Source organism: Streptomyces sp. NBC_01551, assembly GCF_026339935.1.
Lineage (GTDB): Bacteria > Actinomycetota > Actinomycetes > Streptomycetales > Streptomycetaceae > Streptomyces.
On sequence record NZ_JAPEPX010000001.1, the window covers coordinates 1 to 18,561 of the forward strand.

Consider the following 18,561-nt stretch of genomic DNA (forward strand, 5'->3'; position numbering starts at 1 on the left):
CAGACGCCACAACACCAGCAGCCTCATCCAGCGCCAGCAACGACACCACACCAGCGACGGCACCCGCATCGGCCAACAGCCCCGCCAGAGCAGCACGATCCATACCCGGCTCGACAACCACACGCCGGACCTCAGCACCGCCTCCAGCCAGCGCGTCCGCCACGGCCTCGGCTGAGGACTCGTCCTCACGCGCGACGACGACCCACTCGCCGGCCACGGCCCCGGCCGACACAGTCAGCGGCTTCCACGACACCCGGTAGCGCCAGGCATCGACCTCCGACTGCGTCCGCAGGCCACGACGCCACGCCGACAGGGCCGGCAGGACCGTCCCCCAGGCGTTCTCGTCCTCCATGTCCAGCGTCCCGGCGAGCGACGCGAGATCCTCACGCTCCACCGCGTCCCAGAATCGGGAGTCCACGTCGTAGCCGACGCCACTCCGTGCCGCGCCCGTCGTCTGGAGCCAGTAGCGCTGGCGCTGGAAGGCATACGTCGGCAGTTCCACTCGCCCGGCACCCGTACCGGCGAAGAAGGCGGACCAGTCCACCTCCACACCCCGCACATGAGCCACGGCAAGGGCAGCGACTGCGGAGTCAGCCTCGGCACGTCCTGCGCGCAGGGCCGGTACGAAGGCAACGTCCGCGTCACCGGTCAGGCAGTCCTGAGCCAGCGCGGACAGCACGCCGTCCGGCCCGAGCTCGACGAACGTCGTGACCCCCGCAGCCTCCAAGGCGCGGACGCCGTCGAGGAAGCGAACGGCCTCCCGCACGTGCCGCACCCAGAACGCCGCCGAACCCATCTCGTCCGAGACGACCGCGCCGGTCAGGTTGGAGACGACCGCGATGCGCGGGGCCTCGAACGACAGGCCCTCCACCACCTGGCGGAAGTCCTCCAACATCCCGTCCATGTGCGGCGAGTGGAACGCGTGGCTGACGGTGAGCCGCTTGCTCTTGCGGTCCGCGAACGCCTCCGCGATGGCCGTCGCGGCGTCCTCGTCACCGGCGATGACCACTGACTGAGGACCGTTGACCGCCGCGATACTCACGCGCTCGGTCAGCAGCGGCAAGACCTCGTCCTCGGACGCCTGCACCGCGATCATCACGCCACCACCCGGCAGCGCCTGCATCAACCGCCCACGCGCCGCCACCAGAGCGCACGCGTCCTCCAGCGAGAAGACACCCGCCACGTGCGCGGCCGCGATCTCACCCACCGAATGACCGGCCACGAACGCCGGCCTCACACCCCACGACTCCACCAACCGGAACAACGCCACCTCTACCGCGAACAACGCCGGCTGCGCGTACTCCGTACGGTCCAGCAGCGCCGCATCCGTCCCGAACAGCACGTCCTTCAGCGGCAGTTCGAGGTCCAGCCGCTCGCACACCGCGTCCAACGCATCCGCGAACACCGGGAAGGCGTCGTACAGCTCACGCCCCATCCCCAGCCGCTGGCTGCCCTGCCCCGTGAACAGGAAGGCGAGCTTCCCGGGGGCGGGCGAGCCCTCGATCAGGGCGGCCGTCGAGCGGCCCTCCGCCAGCACCGCGAGGCCGGCCAGCAGGGCCTCACGGTCTGCGGCCACTACCGCAGCGCGGTCCTCGAACGACGCCTTGCCGACCGTCAGTGACCACGCGACGTCGACCGGGCGCGCGTCCGGCGCGGACAGGAGGTAGGACTGGAGCTGACGCGCCTGCGCCCGAACGGCGTCCTCGCCCTTCGCCGAGAGCACCCAGGGCATCGCCGGAAGTAGCACGGCCGCTTCAGGTTCCGACGGCTCCACAGCGGCCGGCGGCTGCTCGATGATGGTGTGGGCGTTGGTGCCGCTGATGCCGAACGAAGAGACGCCGGCGCGGCGCGGACGGCCGGTCTCCGGCCAGTCCACCGCCTGCGTCAGCAGGCTGACGTCGCCCGCCTCCCACTCCACCTGGGCCGACGGCGCGTCCACGTGCAGCGTCTGCGGGAGCACCCCGTGCCGCATCGCCATGACCATCTTGATGACACCGGCGACACCGGCAGCGGCCTGGGTGTGGCCGATGTTGGACTTGATGGAGCCGAGCAGGAGCGGCCGGCCCTCAACGCGGTCCTGGCCGTACGTCGCCAGCAGCGCCTGCGCCTCGATCGGGTCACCGAGTCGGGTACCCGTGCCGTGCGCCTCGACCGCGTCCACATCCGCGGCAGACAGACCGGCACTCGCCAGGGCCTCACGAATGACCCTCTGCTGGGACGGCCCGTTCGGCGCCGTCAGGCCGTTGCTCGCACCGTCCTGGTTCACCGCCGACCCCCGTACCACGGCCAGGATCGGGTGCCCGTTGCGCAGCGCGTCCGACTGCCGCTCGACGAGCAGCATGCCCGCGCCCTCGGCCCAGCCCGTACCGTCCGCGGCCGCCGCGAACGACTTGCAGCGGCCGTCGGCCGCGAGGCCACGCTGACGGCTGAAGTCGATGAACGTCTCCGGCGTCGCCATGATGGCGACGCCGCCGGCCAGTGCCATGTCGCACTCACCGTTACGGAGCGCCTGGACCGCCCAGTGCAGGGCGACCAGCGACGACGAGCACGCCGTGTCCACCGTCACCGCCGGGCCCTCCAGCCCGAAGGTGTAGGCGATCCGGCCGGAGGCGATGCTGCCGGCGTTGCCGGTGCCGAGGTATCCCTCGACGCCCTCGGGCAGTTCGTCTCCACTGCCGACACCGTCGCCGATGCCGACGCCCGTGACGTAGTCGTGGTACATGACGCCGGCGAAGACGCCGGTACGGCTGCCGTGCACGGACGAGGGGTTGATGCCGGCCCGCTCGAAGGCCTCCCACGAGGTCTCCAGGAGGAGCCGCTGCTGCGGGTCCATGGCCAGGGCCTCGCGCGGCGAGATCCCGAAGAACGCCGGGTCGAACTCCGCCGCGTCGTGCAGGAAGCCGCCTTCGCGGGTGTACGAGGTACCCGCGTGGTCGGGGTCGGGGTGGTAGAGGGCCTCGACGTTCCAGCCGCGGTCGGACGGGAAGGCGGTGATGCCGTCGCCGCCGGTCGCGACGAGCTGCCACAGGTCCTCGGGCGAGCGCACCCCGCCGGGGAAGCGGCAGCCCATGCCGACGATGACGATCGGGTCGTCCGTGACGTCCACGACGGACCGTACGGGCGTCAGCCGTCCGCGCGCATCGTCCGGGCCCGCGGACCGGGTGGTCACCGCGAGCTCCGCCAGCAGGTGCCGGGCCAGTGCCACCGGGGTCGGGTAGTCGAAGACCAGGGTCGGCGACAGTCGCAGACCGGTCTCGGCCTTGAGTACGTTGCGGAGCTCCACGGCCGTGAGGGAGTCGAAGCCGAGATCCCGGAAGGCCCGTTCGGCGTCGACCGCGTCGGCACCGGTGTGGCCCAGGACCGCGGCAATGCGCCCGCACACTAGCTCCAGGAGCACGCCCTCGTGCTCCGCGACCGGCAGCCCGAGCAGGCGCGCCACCAGCGGCGAACCGGCGTCCGCACGGCCGTCCCTGCGCTCCACCGTCCGGCGTGCCAGGACCCGGACCAGAGCACGCAGCAGCGCCGGCGTCGAACCCGCCGAGACCGCCTGCGTCCGCAGGGCCGCGACATCGAGGCGGATCGGCAGGAGCACCGCGGAGTCCACCGCCATGGCGGAGTCGAAGAGGGCGAGCCCCTCGTCGGCTGCCAGTGCGCCGACACCATCGCGGGCGATGCGTCGCAGGTCGACCTCGTCGAGCCGCCCGGCCATACCGTCGGCACCCTCACCGCCGCTGCCCGTCTGCGGGGCCCACAGACCCCACGCGAGCGCGGTAGCGGCCAGCCCCTCGGCGCGACGCTGCTCGGCCAGAGCCTCCAGGAACGCGTTCGCGGCAGCGTAGTTCGCCTGCCCGGCAGCACCGAACGCCGCCGCAGCACCCGAGAACAGAACGAACGCCGACAGGTCCAGACCCCGCGTCAGCTCATGCAGATTCCAAGCCGCGTCCACCTTCGGCCGCAGCACCGCCGCAACCCGATCCGGCGTCAGCGACGACAGAACACCGTCATCCAGAACACCCGCAGTGTGCACCACGGCCGTCAGCGGGTGCTCGACCGGAACCGACGCCAACAGCACACCCAGCGCATCCCGGTCAGCAAGGTCACAAGCAACAAGCTCCGCCTGAGCACCCAACTCCGCCAGCTCAGCGACCAGTTCCTCAGCACCGACCGCCTCGGGACCCCGACGGCTGACCAACAGCAGACGCCGCGCCCCGTACGCGGTCACCAGGTGCCGCGCGAACAGCCGGCCCAGCCCACCCGTGGCACCGGTCACGAGAACCGTCCCGGACGGGTCACCGATCACAACAGGCGACTCGGCCGCACCGTCCGAAGCCGGCACGCGCACCAGACGCGGCACGCTCACCACACCCGCACGGACCGCCAGCTCCGGCTCACCGGCCGCCAGCGCGGCAGGAATCGCCGCCACCGACACCGGATCCAGACCCTCATCCAGATCCAGATCCAGATCCAGCATGACCAACTGGCCCGGGTTCTCCGACTGCGCCGAACGCAGCAGACCCCGCACCGCACTGCCCGACAGATCCCGAACACCCGAACCGGCCTCAACAGCCACCGCACCCGACGTCACCCACACCAGCCGCGTCCCGGCGAACCGCTCATCCGCCAGCCACTCCTGGACAGACGCCAGCGCGGCATTCACCGCACCGTGCACCGACCCGACGGTGTCGGCATCCACGTCCACAGCGGACGGCAGGACGAACACCGCATCCGGAGCGGGCTCACCCGCCACCAGCGCGGAACCGAACGCGGCCGCGTCGGCGTACTCCGTAACCTCGACACCCGTGCCGCCCAGGCCGATCTCGTCCCGGCCCAGTACGGCCCACCGCAGACCGGCGGGCGTCACCGAGCCGATTGCGGCCGGCTCCCACTCCACACGGAACAGCGACTCCAGGTGACCGCCGCCGGCCGCGTTGACCTGATCGGCCGAGGCCGGACGCAGGGTGAGCGACTCCACGGCCGCCACCGGGCGCCCGGTCTCATCCGCGATCAACAGGGCCAGGCTGTGCCGGTCGTCCGGCGAGTTCGGGGTCAGGCGCATCCGGAGCGAGGAAGCGCCCACGGCATAGAGCGAGACACCGGCCCAGGCAAACGGCAGCAGCGCACCGGCGGAGCCTTCCACGGCGGGGTCGCGGTGGCCGATGGCATGCAGACCCGCGTCGAGCAGCGCCGGATGCAGCCCGAACCGAGCCGCATCCGCACGCCCGTCCTCCGGCAGCACCACCTCCGTGAACAACTCGCCGCCACGCCGCCACGCCGCCTTCAGACCCTGGAACAACGGCCCGTAAGCCATTCCGTCCCCGACCAACTCCGCGTACAACCCGTCAATGTCGACAGGCACGGCACCCGACGGCGGCCACGCCACCAGCTCACCGAACTCCCGCGAAGCCTCCGGCCGCGCACCGGCCGCCAGCACACCCGAACCGTGACGCGTCCACGGCTCCTCCGCCGGCGCGTCCTGGAGGCGGGAGTACACGCTGAACGCCCGACGGCCGGGCGCCGTGGGCGCCTCGATCACGAGCTGAAGCTGCACACCGCCCCGCTCGGGCAGAACGAGCGGCGCCTCCAGCGTCAGCTCCTCCACCACATCGCAGCCGACCTGGTCGCCGGCACGGATCGCCAGGTCGACGAAGGCCGTGCCCGGCAGCAGCACGCCACCGTGGATCGTGTGATCGGCGAGCCAGGGGTGGGTGTCGAGGGACAGCCGACCAGCGAGGAGCACGCCCTCGGAATCGGCGAGCACGACCGCCGCACCCAGCAGCGGGTGCCCGGCGTCACCGAGCCCGATCGCCTCCGGATCCCCGGCGGCGAACACGGACGCGCTGGGCCAGAACCGCTGGCGCTGGAAGGGGTAGGTGGGCAGGTCGACGCGCTGGGCGTCGGAGCCGGTGAAGTACGCGGTCCAGTCGATGGTGACGCCGTGGGCGTGGGCCTGGGCGAGGGCCGTGGTGACGGCCTCGGCCTCGGGGCGGCCCTTGCGGAGCACGGGTACGAACACGGCGTCGTGCTCAATGCAGTCCTGAGCCAGGGCCGACAGCACACCGTCAGGGCCGAGCTCGACGTACGTGGTCACACCCGCGGCCTCCAGGGCGCGGACGCCGTCGAGGAAGCGAACGGCCTCCCGCACGTGCCGCACCCAGAACTCCGCCGAACCCATCTCGTCCGAGACGACCGCGCCGGTCAGGTTCGACACGACCGGGATACGCGGAGCGCCGAACGACAGCCCCGCCACCACCTCACGGAAGTCCTCCAACATCCCGTCCATGTGCGGGGAGTGGAAGGCGTGGCTGACGGTGAGGCGCTTGGACTTGCGATCGGTGAACGTCTCGACCACAGCAGTCGCAGCATCCTCGTCCCCGGCGATGACCACCGACTGAGGGCCGTTGATCGCCGCGATGCTCACGCGCTCGGTCAGCAGCGGCAGGACCTCGTCCTCCGAGGCCTGGACGGCGATCATTACCCCGCCGGCCGGGAGCGCCTGCATCAGGCGACCCCGGGCTGCCACCAGAGCGCACGCGTCGTCCAGGGAGAAGACACCGGCGACGTGTGCGGCGGCGATCTCGCCGATCGAGTGGCCGGAGAGGAAGTCCGGCTTCAGGCCCCAGCTCTCCACGAGCCGGAACAGCGCCACCTCGATGGCGAACAGCGCGGGCTGGGTGTACGCGGTCTGGTCCAGCACGGTGGCGTCGGACCCGAACAGGACGTCTCGCAAGGGCAGTTCGAGGTGGGAGTCCATGCGGGCGCAGATCGCGTCCAGCGCGTCCGCGAACACGGGGTAGGTGGTGTAGAGCTCGCGGCCCATGCCGAGCCGCTGGCTTCCCTGTCCGGTGAACAGGAACGCCGTGCCGCCGGAGGAAGCCGCAGTACCGCGAACCACTCTCGCTGCCTGCTCGCCGGCCGCGAGGGCCCGCAGAGCGGCGAGGAACTCTTCCCGCTCCCCCGCCACCACCACGGCCCGGCGCTCAAGAGCCGACCTCGATGTCGCCAACGAGTAGGCGACGTCGGTGGGTTCGAACTCCTCGTCCGAATCGAGCAGGGCGGTCAGACGCTCGGCCTGGACCTGCAGGGCCGCCTCGGTCCTCGCGGACAGCACCCACGGCATGACCCCACCGGGCCGCAGCGGCTGCGCGGACGGCTCCACGTCGGCGCCTTCCGGCGCCTGCTCGATGATCGTGTGGGCGTTGGTTCCGCTGAAGCCGAACGAGGAGATGCCTGCGCGGCGCGGACGACCGGTCTCGGGCCATTCCCGCTGCTCGGTGAGCAGGGCGACCTCGCCCGCGGTCCAGTCGACGTGCGGGGTCGGCTCGTTCACGTGCAGGGTCTGCGGAAGCACCCCGTGCTGCATCGCGAGCACCATCTTGATGACGCCCGCGACACCGGCGGCGGCCTGTGTGTGGCCGATGTTGGACTTGATGGAGCCCAGCAGCAGCGGCTGTTCGGCCGGCCGGTCCTGACCGTAGGTCGCCAGGAGGGCCTGCGCCTCGATCGGGTCACCGAGCCGGGTACCCGTGCCGTGCGCCTCCACCGCGTCCACCTCGGCGGCCGACAGACCCGCGCTGGCGAGGGCGGCGCGGATGACACGCTGCTGGGACGGGCCGTTGGGGGCGGTGAGTCCGTTGCTCGCACCGTCCTGGTTGATCGCGGAGCCCCGTACCACCGCGAGTACCGGGTGGCCGTTGCGCTGGGCGTCGGAGAGCCGCTCGACGAGCAGCATGCCCACGCCCTCGCCCCAGCCGGTGCCGTCGGCGTCGGCGGCGAAGGCCTTGATCCGGCCGTCGGCGGCGAGACCGCGCTGACGGCTGAAGTCGATGTAGGCCCCCGGCGACGACATGACCGTCACACCGCCGGCCAGCGCCAGCGAGCACTCGCCACTGCGCAGCGCCTGGATCGCCCAGTGCAGGGCGACCAGAGAAGCCGAGCAAGCCGTGTCGACCGTGACCGCCGGGCCCTCGAGACCGAACGCGTAGGAGAGACGGCCGGAAACCACGCTCGCCGCGTTGCCGGTACCGAGGAAGCCCTCGATGCCTTCAGGGATGGAACGGAACGTCCCGTCGTAGTCCTGGCCGTTCGTACCGATGAACACGCCGGCCTGGCTTCCGCGCACGGCGGCGGGGTCGATGCCGGCGCGCTCGAAGGTCTCCCAGGTGGTCTCAAGCAGCAGGCGCTGCTGCGGGTCCATGGCGAGGGCCTCGCGCGGCGAGATCCCGAAGAAATCGGCGTCGAAATCGGCGGCGTCGTAGAGGAAGCCGCCCTGGCGAGCGTAAAACGTGCCCTGCTTGTCCGGGTCCGGGTTGTAGAGGCGGTCCAGGTCCCAGCCACGGTCGACGGGGAACTCACCAATGGCGTCACCGCCGGTCGACAGGAGCCGCCAGAGGTCCTCGGGAGTACGGACGCCACCGGGGAAACGGCAGCTCATCGCGACGATCGCGATCGGATCGTCGTCCACCACCGTGGCCACCGGACCGGTGATCAGGGCCTGAGTGCCGAGCAGTTCATCGCGGAGGTAAGCCGTGAGGGCGGAGGCGGTCGGGTAGTCGAAGATCAGCGTGGCCGGCAGACGCACACCGGTGGCGGCACCGAGCCGGTTGCGCAGCTCGACCGCCGTGAGCGAGTCGAACCCGAGTTCCTTGAAGGCACGTTCGGCGCCGACGGCGTCAACGCCGTCGTGTCCGAGGACCGCCGCGACGTGCGTACGGACCAGACCGAGCAGCTCCCGCTCCAGCTCCGCCACACCCAGACCGGCAAGCCGGTCAACCGGCGACGCGCTGTCACTTGAGGCGTGGGCAGCGGTACGGGTCTCCTCCAGCTCGGCGAAGAGCGTGCTGGAACGCGCGACGGCAAAGGCGGGTCCGAAGCGCTTCCAGTCGACGTCCGCGACCAGCAGCGCCGCGTCGCCGGACGAGGCAACGCTCTGACCCAGCACGGCCATCGCCGTGTCCGGAGCCATCGGCGGCAGACCCTCACGACGCATCCGCGCCTCAAGCGCCTCATCCGCCGCCATGCCGCCCTCGGCCCACGGACCCCACGCGAGCGAGGTCGCAGCCAGACCGGCAGCACGACGCTGCTCGGCCAGGGCATCCAGGTAGGCATTCGCGGCAGCGTAGTTGGCCTGACCCGGCGCGCCGGTCATGCCGCTCATCGAGGAGAACAGCACGAACGCCGACAGCTCGATGCCGAGTTCGACGGTCAGCTCGTGCAGGTTGAGGGCAGAGGTCGCCTTGGCGCGCAGCACGCTCTCGAAACGGTCCGGCGTCAGGGCGTCCAGGACACCGTCGTCGAGCATTCCGGCGGTGTGGACGACCGCTGTGAGCGTGTCGGCCTCAGCCGCCAGCAGCGTGCGCAAGGCGTCCCGGTCGGCGGCGTCACACGCCACGACCGACACCTCAACACCCAGCCCCGGCAGCTCCGCCACCAAATCGGCGGCACCCGGAGCATCCAGACCACGACGGCTCGTCAGCACCAGACGCTCGACACCCGCACCAGCCAGCCAACGAGCCAGCCGACCACCCAGAGCACCCGTACCACCGGTCACCAGAACGGTGCCGGACGGCGTCCAGGAGTCGGCGCCACCACCAGAGGCACGGACCAGCCGACGTCCGAAGACACCAGAAGACCGCACCGCGACCTGGTCCTCACCAGCACCGGCCAGCACACCCACCAGGCGGGCCATGGCCCGCTCGTCCCACACCTCGGGCAGGTCGACCAAACCACCCCAACGCCCAGGAAGCTCCAGCGCCGCCACACGCCCCAGACCCCACACCTGAGCCTGAACCGCCGACACCAGACGGTCCGACCTGCCGACACTCACCGCACCACGGGTCAGGCACCACAACGGCGCCTCCACCCCGACATCACCCAACGCCTGCACCAAACCAGCAGACGCCACAACACCAGCAGCCTCATCCAGCGCCAGCAACGACACCACACCAGCGACGGCACCCGCATCGGCCAACAGCCCCGCCAGAGCAGCACGATCCATACCCGGCTCGACAACCACACGCCGGACCTCAGCACCGCCTCCAGCCAGCGCGTCCGCCACGGCCTCGGCTGAGGACTCGTCCTCACGCGCGACGACGACCCACTCGCCGGCCACGGCCCCGGCCGACACAGTCAGCGGCTTCCACGACACCCGGTAGCGCCAGGCATCGACCTCCGACTGCGTCCGCAGGCCACGACGCCACGCCGACAGGGCCGGCAGGACCGTCCCCCAGGCGTTCTCGTCCTCCATGTCCAGCGTCCCGGCGAGCGACGCGAGATCCTCACGCTCCACCGCGTCCCAGAATCGGGAGTCCACGTCGTAGCCGACGCCACTCCGTGCCGCGCCCGTCGTCTGGAGCCAGTAGCGCTGGCGCTGGAAGGCATACGTCGGCAGTTCCACTCGCCCGGCACCCGTACCGGCGAAGAAGGCGGACCAGTCCACCTCCACACCCCGCACATGAGCCACGGCAAGGGCAGCGACTGCGGAGTCAGCCTCGGCACGTCCTGCGCGCAGGGCCGGTACGAAGGCAACGTCCGCGTCACCGGTCAGGCAGTCCTGAGCCAGCGCGGACAGCACGCCGTCCGGCCCGAGCTCGACGAACGTCGTGACCCCCGCAGCCTCCAAGGCGCGGACGCCGTCGAGGAAGCGAACGGCCTCCCGCACGTGCCGCACCCAGAACGCCGCCGAACCCATCTCGTCCGAGACGACCGCGCCGGTCAGGTTGGAGACGACCGCGATGCGCGGGGCCTCGAACGACAGGCCCTCCACCACCTGGCGGAAGTCCTCCAACATCCCGTCCATGTGCGGCGAGTGGAACGCGTGGCTGACGGTGAGCCGCTTGCTCTTGCGGTCCGCGAACGCCTCCGCGATGGCCGTCGCGGCGTCCTCGTCACCGGCGATGACCACTGACTGAGGACCGTTGACCGCCGCGATACTCACGCGCTCGGTCAGCAGCGGCAAGACCTCGTCCTCGGACGCCTGCACCGCGATCATCACGCCACCACCCGGCAGCGCCTGCATCAACCGCCCACGCGCCGCCACCAGAGCGCACGCGTCCTCCAGCGAGAAGACACCCGCCACGTGCGCGGCCGCGATCTCACCCACCGAATGACCGGCCACGAACGCCGGCCTCACACCCCACGACTCCACCAACCGGAACAACGCCACCTCTACCGCGAACAACGCCGGCTGCGCGTACTCCGTACGGTCCAGCAGCGCCGCATCCGTCCCGAACAGCACGTCCTTCAGCGGCAGTTCGAGGTCCAGCCGCTCGCACACCGCGTCCAACGCATCCGCGAACACCGGGAAGGCGTCGTACAGCTCACGCCCCATCCCCAGCCGCTGGCTGCCCTGCCCCGTGAACAGGAAGGCGAGCTTCCCGGGGGCGGGCGAGCCCTCGATCAGGGCGGCCGTCGAGCGGCCCTCCGCCAGCACCGCGAGGCCGGCCAGCAGGGCCTCACGGTCTGCGGCCACTACCGCAGCGCGGTCCTCGAACGACGCCTTGCCGACCGTCAGTGACCACGCGACGTCGACCGGGCGCGCGTCCGGCGCGGACAGGAGGTAGGACTGGAGCTGACGCGCCTGCGCCCGAACGGCGTCCTCGCCCTTCGCCGAGAGCACCCAGGGCATCGCCGGAAGTAGCACGGCCGCTTCAGGTTCCGACGGCTCCACAGCGGCCGGCGGCTGCTCGATGATGGTGTGGGCGTTGGTGCCGCTGATGCCGAACGAAGAGACGCCGGCGCGGCGCGGACGGCCGGTCTCCGGCCAGTCCACCGCCTGCGTCAGCAGGCTGACGTCGCCCGCCTCCCACTCCACCTGGGCCGACGGCGCGTCCACGTGCAGCGTCTGCGGGAGCACCCCGTGCCGCATCGCCATGACCATCTTGATGACACCGGCGACACCGGCAGCGGCCTGGGTGTGGCCGATGTTGGACTTGATGGAGCCGAGCAGGAGCGGCCGGCCCTCAACGCGGTCCTGGCCGTACGTCGCCAGCAGCGCCTGCGCCTCGATCGGGTCACCGAGTCGGGTACCCGTGCCGTGCGCCTCGACCGCGTCCACATCCGCGGCAGACAGACCGGCACTCGCCAGGGCCTCACGAATGACCCTCTGCTGGGACGGCCCGTTCGGCGCCGTCAGGCCGTTGCTCGCACCGTCCTGGTTCACCGCCGACCCCCGTACCACGGCCAGGATCGGGTGCCCGTTGCGCAGCGCGTCCGACTGCCGCTCGACGAGCAGCATGCCCGCGCCCTCGGCCCAGCCCGTACCGTCCGCGGCCGCCGCGAACGACTTGCAGCGGCCGTCGGCCGCGAGGCCACGCTGACGGCTGAAGTCGATGAACGTCTCCGGCGTCGCCATGATGGCGACGCCGCCGGCCAGTGCCATGTCGCACTCACCGTTACGGAGCGCCTGGACCGCCCAGTGCAGGGCGACCAGCGACGACGAGCACGCCGTGTCCACCGTCACCGCCGGGCCCTCCAGCCCGAAGGTGTAGGCGATCCGGCCGGAGGCGATGCTGCCGGCGTTGCCGGTGCCGAGGTATCCCTCGACGCCCTCGGGCAGTTCGTCTCCACTGCCGACACCGTCGCCGATGCCGACGCCCGTGACGTAGTCGTGGTACATGACGCCGGCGAAGACGCCGGTACGGCTGCCGTGCACGGACGAGGGGTTGATGCCGGCCCGCTCGAAGGCCTCCCACGAGGTCTCCAGGAGGAGCCGCTGCTGCGGGTCCATGGCCAGGGCCTCGCGCGGCGAGATCCCGAAGAACGCCGGGTCGAACTCCGCCGCGTCGTGCAGGAAGCCGCCTTCGCGGGTGTACGAGGTACCCGCGTGGTCGGGGTCGGGGTGGTAGAGGGCCTCGACGTTCCAGCCGCGGTCGGACGGGAAGGCGGTGATGCCGTCGCCGCCGGTCGCGACGAGCTGCCACAGGTCCTCGGGCGAGCGCACCCCGCCGGGGAAGCGGCAGCCCATGCCGACGATGGCGATCGGTTCGTCGCTGCTGACCGCGGCGGTGACGGGCGCCTCGGCGGGGGCGGTCAGCCCCAGGAGCAGGGTGTGGATCCGGCGGGCGAGGTGGGCGGGGGTGGGGTGGTCGAAGGCCAGGGTGACGGGCAGGCGCAGGCCCGTGCCGGCGACGAGGCGGGCGTGCAGGTCGACGGCGGCGAGCGAGTCGAAGCCGAGGTCGAGGAAGGAGCGGTGCGGGTCGAGGGTGGCCGGTGCGGTGTCCCGAAGGGAGGCGGTGACCAGGGAGGACACCCAGTCGAGGAGCGCGGTGTGCTGTTCGCTCCCGGTCAGGCCGGCGAGGCGCTCGCGCCACCGGTCCCCACTGTCCGCGGAGCCGTCCGCGGTGCCGTCGTTGGTCTCGTCCGCGATGCCGTCCGCAGTGTCGTCTGCGCTGCCGGATCCGGATTCGCCCTGGTTCTCGCCGGCCTCGGAGGCGCCGTCGATTTCGGCAGCGAAATCCTGGGAATCGTTCAACATCGCGCGCTCCATCACTCCGTGCAGAGAAACCTAAGACCAGAGTTGACCCTGGCACGGGAGAGCCTCCGCAGAAACCCCTAACGCTCCCCTAGGGGCCCCTATGCGGTGACCCTGTGGAACGCGTCGTCATTCTGCGAGCGCGATCAATCATGATGCCCTCGAAGGGCGGGCAATGACAAGAATTCCGAAGGTATTCGTTTTCGACCGAATCGGAGACCCGGCCGCACAAGAGACCCGGCCGAATCAGAGACGGAGGGGCGGTCGTCAGGACCGCCCCTCCGTCTCCCGGGGGTGCGCCAGTTGGTTTTCGGGGGTCAGCGGCCCGCGGGCACCCGTTCGATGAACGGGGCGAGCAGGCCGGGCACGGTCTCCTCGGCGAAGGCGAGGCCTTCGGAGATCCGTACGTCGCGGACCTTGTAGACGCCGTTGCCGACGGCCGTGGCGGCTCCCAGGGTGAGCAGGCCGGCCCGGCGCTGGAAGACCGAGCGGGTGATGGACCAGCCGATGATCCCGTCGCGCTGGACGGCGGCGGTACGGCGGGTGAAGGTGCCCGCCCGGGTGACCAGGTAGGGGCCGTGGACGGCGTGGCCGAGGTTGCGGTAGGCGTCGAAGGCGAAGGCCACGCCGACCGCGAAGAGGACGACCGCGGTGATCCAGCCGGTGTGCACGAGTACCGGCGTGAGCCACAGGCCGAGGCCGACGAAGGGCGCCGCGAGCAGGACGGACCAGGTCAGGGCGCGGTTGATCCTGCGGCGCAGGGCGGCGCGGGGGTGCGGGGCGAGCTGCGCCGCGGTCGTCGGGGAGACGCTCTCGCCGAGGACGTCGGCGGCGATCCGGCGGGCCAGGGCCAGGGGTACGGGCGGGGTGAGCCGACTGCGGCTGCTGTTCTCGTCCTCGTTGCCGAGGCCGCTGGCGACGGCCTTCAGGCGGGCTCCCCCGGCCCAGCGCAGCAGCAGGGGTTCGGCCACCTCGGCGCCGCGCAGCCGCCGTTCCTCGATGCTGACGGAGCGGGTGATCAGCAGGCCGCGGCGGACGCGGAGCAGGCCGGTCTCCGGGCGGTCGAGGCGGTAGCCGCCCCAGCCCTCTATGAAGGTGGCGGTCGATCCGGCGACGCCGATCACGACGATGACGAGGAGGGTCACGAGGATGCCGTACCAGAGCGGTACGGAGCCGAAGCGGTCCTCGATGTCCTTGACGATGCCGAGTTCCAGGGGGTCGATCTTCATCTCGTGCAGCGTGCGGTAGACGCTGCCGACGGCGATGAAGACACCGCCGACGCCCCAGAGGGTCAGCGGGGCGTACCGCAGCCACGCCCAGTCGAGTTCGGCGAGAGTGTCGTCGTCCTCGGGGTCGCTGACGGCCAGGCCCTGACGGGCGTGGCGCAGCTCGCTCAGCTTCCGGCGCAGCGCGTCGGCGTCACGGATGCTGAGGCCGTCCAGGGACAGGCCGCCGCCGGAGGAGGCCTGGTCGCCGGTGGCGATCTTCAGGGAGGTGAGGCCGAAGATCCGGTGGAGGGGGTTGGCGGTCAGGTCGGCGCTGCGGATGCGGTCGACGGGGATCGAGCGCTCGCTGCGGAAGAACCATCCCTTGTGGAGCTCCACCCGGTCCTCGGTGACGCGGTAGCGGGTGGTGACGAGGCGCATCGTGCTGATGCCGGAGATGACGAGGCAGGTGATGAGGAACGAGGCGAAGGTGATCAGGACCTGGAGGTTGATCTCGCCGCCGGTGATGACGGTGGTGGCACCGAAGGTGGCCAGCGGCGTGGCCACCACGCTCAGGTTGACGAGGAACAGGCGGGGGTTGAGCCGCCCCCACGCGTCGCTGTCGGCGGGGTCCTGGTGTCGTACCGCGGTGTCCGGTGTCACGTGGCGTCTCCCGGTACGGCCTGGGTGGACCGGGTCAGCTGCTCCACGAGTTCGGTGGCGGTCCGGTGGTCCAGTCCCTTGATCTTCACGGCGCCGGCGGAGGAGGCGCTGGTGACGGTGATCCCGGAGAGGCTGAACAGCTGCTGGAGCGGGCCGCGGAGCATGTCGACGGTCTGGACGCGGGACAGGGGGACCACGCGCCACCGCTGCCAGAGCCATCCGGACGCGGCGTAGACGGCTTCGTCGGTCATCTCCCAGCGGTGCACCCGGTAGCGCCAGATGGGCATGATGGCCATGTAGAGGAGGCCGGGGACGAGCGCGACGAGGAAGAGGGGCCCGAAGACGAAGCGCGCCGGCGAGATGGTGAGCCAGAGCACGCCGAACACGAGCGGGAGAGGCAGGGCGAAGAGGGACGACTGGAGGGTCCACCAGCCGATGGCGCGGCTCTCGACCCGGTTGCGAGGCGGCCGGAGCCTCAGTTCTTGGTTGTCTAGCACTGCTTCACCCTGGTTCCTGAAGGATCTTGAATCGTCGCGGGATCGTCGAGGGTCATCGTGGAATCGTCGCCGGTCAACTCGGACCGTGTTGTTTACAGTTCGCTCTCCGGTCGTCTGCGACCGGCGCCGTGGCGGTCCGTACGGCGCGCAGCCGGGACAGCAGGACGGCTGCCCGGGCCGTCACCATCGACAGGGACATCAGGGCGAGCGAGCTCACGAGGACCTCGCTGCCGCTGAGTTGGTAGTCGGTGGTGAAGCGGTCCATCCGTGCGCGGAACCAGTGCTCGCAGCCGTAGGCGAAGACGATCTGGACTCCGCAGAGGAGGACCCAGACCGCCGCGTGACCGAACCCGCCGGTGCTGCGGATGTCGCCCGCGGGGTCCCGGTGGGCGGTGAGCAGCGAGCTCGCGACGAGTCCGCAGATGACCCCTACACCGATGGCGGCGAGGTGCAGCGACGTGTCGTTGCCCGCCGTCGGGAAAGAGTGTACGCACGCGCCGGTGACGAGGACGGCCACCAGTGTGGGGCCGGCGATCCTCACGGCGGTGATGCGCCGGTTGCCGGAGTCGGTCGCGAGGATGACGGCCAGGATCGTCGCACAGGTGATGAGTGCCGTCGTGAACTGCCCCACGTGCCGAACCCGCCCTTTCCGCATTCCCTTGAAATCCGTTGTCGCGGTTCTCCCTCCGCTGCGTCCAACGTAGGCGGGGCGGCCGGCCGGGGGAACGACCGATCAGTGGGACCGGCTGTCAACCGATCGACGGACACCGGCGAAGCTCGTGGTAGGACTGGTTCCGTGCACACAGACACTCAGCCGGAAGTCCCGCGGACGGCCCCGAACTACGGCCCCGACTCGGGGAGCCGCTGGTTCGGTCTGTGGGACGGCTATTTCGCCGTCTCCTACCTCGTCACCGTCATGCTGCTGTTCACCTCGACGGAAAGCCAGGCCCACCGGGCCCTCGCGATCGGTGCGCTGACGCTGATCGTGCCCTGGTACGCGGGGCTCGGCCGGAGGTTGATGGTCCATCGGACGTCGGGCCGGCGGAACATCGTCTTCTCCGCCGGGCTCCTGCTGTTGTTCGCCTCGTCCAGCATGCTCGATCTCGCGGGTTCCTTCGCGTTGTTCGCGGTGGTCCCCATGCTCATGATGAGCCTGTCGGTGCCGCCGGCGATCGTGCTGGTCGTGCTGGCCAACCTGTGGCCGGTGACGGTGGTGTGGCTGCGGGGCGGGGAGTTCGATCCGCACATCCTGTCGGTGCTGCCCATCTCGCTGCTGGGCATCGGCGTGTCCGTCCTGCTCGGCCTGTGGATCACCCGGGTGGTGCGGCAGAGCACCGACCGGGGCGAGCTGATCAACGAGTTGCGGCGCAGCCGGGAGCGTGAGGCCCGGCTGTCGCACCAGGCCGGCATCTCGGCCGAGCGGGAGCGGCTGGCCCGCGAGATCCACGACACCCTGGCACAGAGCCTGACCAGCATCATCAGCCTGGTGCAGGCGGCCGAGTCGGAGGTGGTGGACAACCCCGAGCGGGCCCGCAGCCGACTCGGGCTGGCCGGGCGGGTCGCCCAGGACAGCCTGGCCGAGGCCCGCGGTTTCGTCTCGGCGCTCACCCCGCCGTCACTGCGGGAGAGCTCGCTGGTGCAGGCCGTGCGCCGGCAGGCCGACCTGCTGATGGAGGAGACGGGCCTGGCGGTGCGGTGCACGGCCCGCGGCGAGGAGCAGCCGCTGCCGATGGCGGTCAGCGTGGTGCTGCTGCGCTCGGCGCAGGAGGCGTTCGCCAATGTGCGCAAGCACGCGACGGACGCCCGTAGGGTGGAAGTGCTGGTGGCGTACGCGCCGGAGGCGGTGCGGCTCGTGGTACGTGACGACGGCGCGGGTTTCCGGACCGCCGACGCGCTGCGGGACCAGGAGCCGGGGGACGGCGCGCGGGAGCGCGAGCCGGACGGCGAGCGGAACGGTTTCGGGCTGCGCGGGATGCGCGCCCGGGTGGAGGAGATCGGCGGAATGGCACAGGTCAGCAGTAGCCCGGGGGCGGGCACGGTCATCGAGGTGACGGTGCCGCTGGCCCCGGTGGAGCAGGGGTCGGCCGATGAGTGAGCGCGCACCGATCGGGGTGCTGCTCGCGGACGACCACCCGGTGGTCCGGGAGGGCCTGAGCGCCATGCTGGAGCTGGACGAGGGCATCCGGGTGGTGGGGCAGGCCGGTTCCGGTGAGGAGGCGGTGTTGCAGGCCGCCCGGCTGAAGCCGGACATCGTCCTGCTCGACCTGCGGATGGGCGCGATGGACGGGGTGGCCGCGACCGGGCACATCCTGCGGGAGTCGCCGCGGAGCAGGGTGGTCATCGTGACCACGTACGAGGACGACGCGGACATCCTGCGCGCGGTGGAGGCCGGCGCGGCGGGCTACTTGCTCAAGGGCAGTTCGCGCGAGGAGCTGGTGCAGGCGGTGAAGGCGGCGGCGCGCGGTGAGACGGTGCTGACGCCGTCGCTGGCGCCGAAGCTGTTCCGGGCCCGGGTGGTGGAGGCGCCGGTGCTGTCCGAGCGGGAGTGCGAGGTGCTGCAGCTGGTCAGACAGGGCATGACCAACGCGGACATCGGGCGCCGGCTGTTCATCAGCGAGGCGACGGTCAAGACGCACCTGCTGCGGTCGTTCAAGAAGCTGTCGGTGTCGGACCGGACGGCTGCGGTGATGACGGCCCTGGAGCGGGGCCTGCTGTCCTGAGAGGCACC

Annotated in this window: 6 protein-coding genes; 2 read left to right on the top strand and 4 right to left on the bottom strand. The window is 71.2% G+C overall.

Annotated features, from left to right (window positions below):
- From OG982_RS00005 to OG982_RS00020, 4 genes are all read right to left on the bottom strand, one after another.
- The coding region (locus OG982_RS00005) for a type I polyketide synthase (RefSeq protein ID WP_266947679.1) at positions 1–13,471 on the bottom strand (13,471 nt) is incomplete at its 3' end.
- A 314-nt stretch (positions 13,472–13,785) separates the two neighbouring features.
- The gene (locus OG982_RS00010) at positions 13,786–15,336 is read right to left on the bottom strand and encodes a PH domain-containing protein (RefSeq protein WP_266790916.1); all 1,551 of its coding nucleotides are present in this window, start codon (positions 15,334–15,336) and stop codon (positions 13,786–13,788) included.
- Positions 15,333–15,833 carry a PH domain-containing protein gene (locus OG982_RS00015; protein WP_266790914.1) on the bottom strand — a complete coding sequence of 167 codons (501 nt, stop codon included), beginning with the start codon at positions 15,831–15,833 and terminating at the stop codon, positions 15,333–15,335. Before OG982_RS00015 ends, OG982_RS00010 begins: the two co-directional genes overlap by 4 nt.
- 73 nt (positions 15,834–15,906) lie before the next feature.
- Positions 15,907–16,464 (bottom strand): hypothetical protein, encoded by a 558-nt coding sequence (locus OG982_RS00020; protein WP_266790912.1) that lies wholly within the window; start codon positions 16,462–16,464, stop codon positions 15,907–15,909.
- Positions 16,465–16,629: 165 nt separating this feature from the next.
- On the opposite strand from OG982_RS00020, the gene OG982_RS00025 reads away from it, so the two are divergent.
- Complete coding sequence (locus OG982_RS00025; protein ID WP_266790910.1) at positions 16,630–17,928, top strand: sensor histidine kinase; 1,299 nt, start codon at positions 16,630–16,632, stop codon at positions 17,926–17,928.
- Positions 17,921–18,553, top strand: a complete 633-nt coding sequence (locus OG982_RS00030) for a response regulator transcription factor (RefSeq protein WP_266790908.1) — start codon at positions 17,921–17,923, stop codon at positions 18,551–18,553. The genes OG982_RS00025 and OG982_RS00030 overlap by 8 nt, the downstream gene beginning before the upstream one ends.
- Positions 18,554–18,561: the final 8 nt, after the last annotated feature.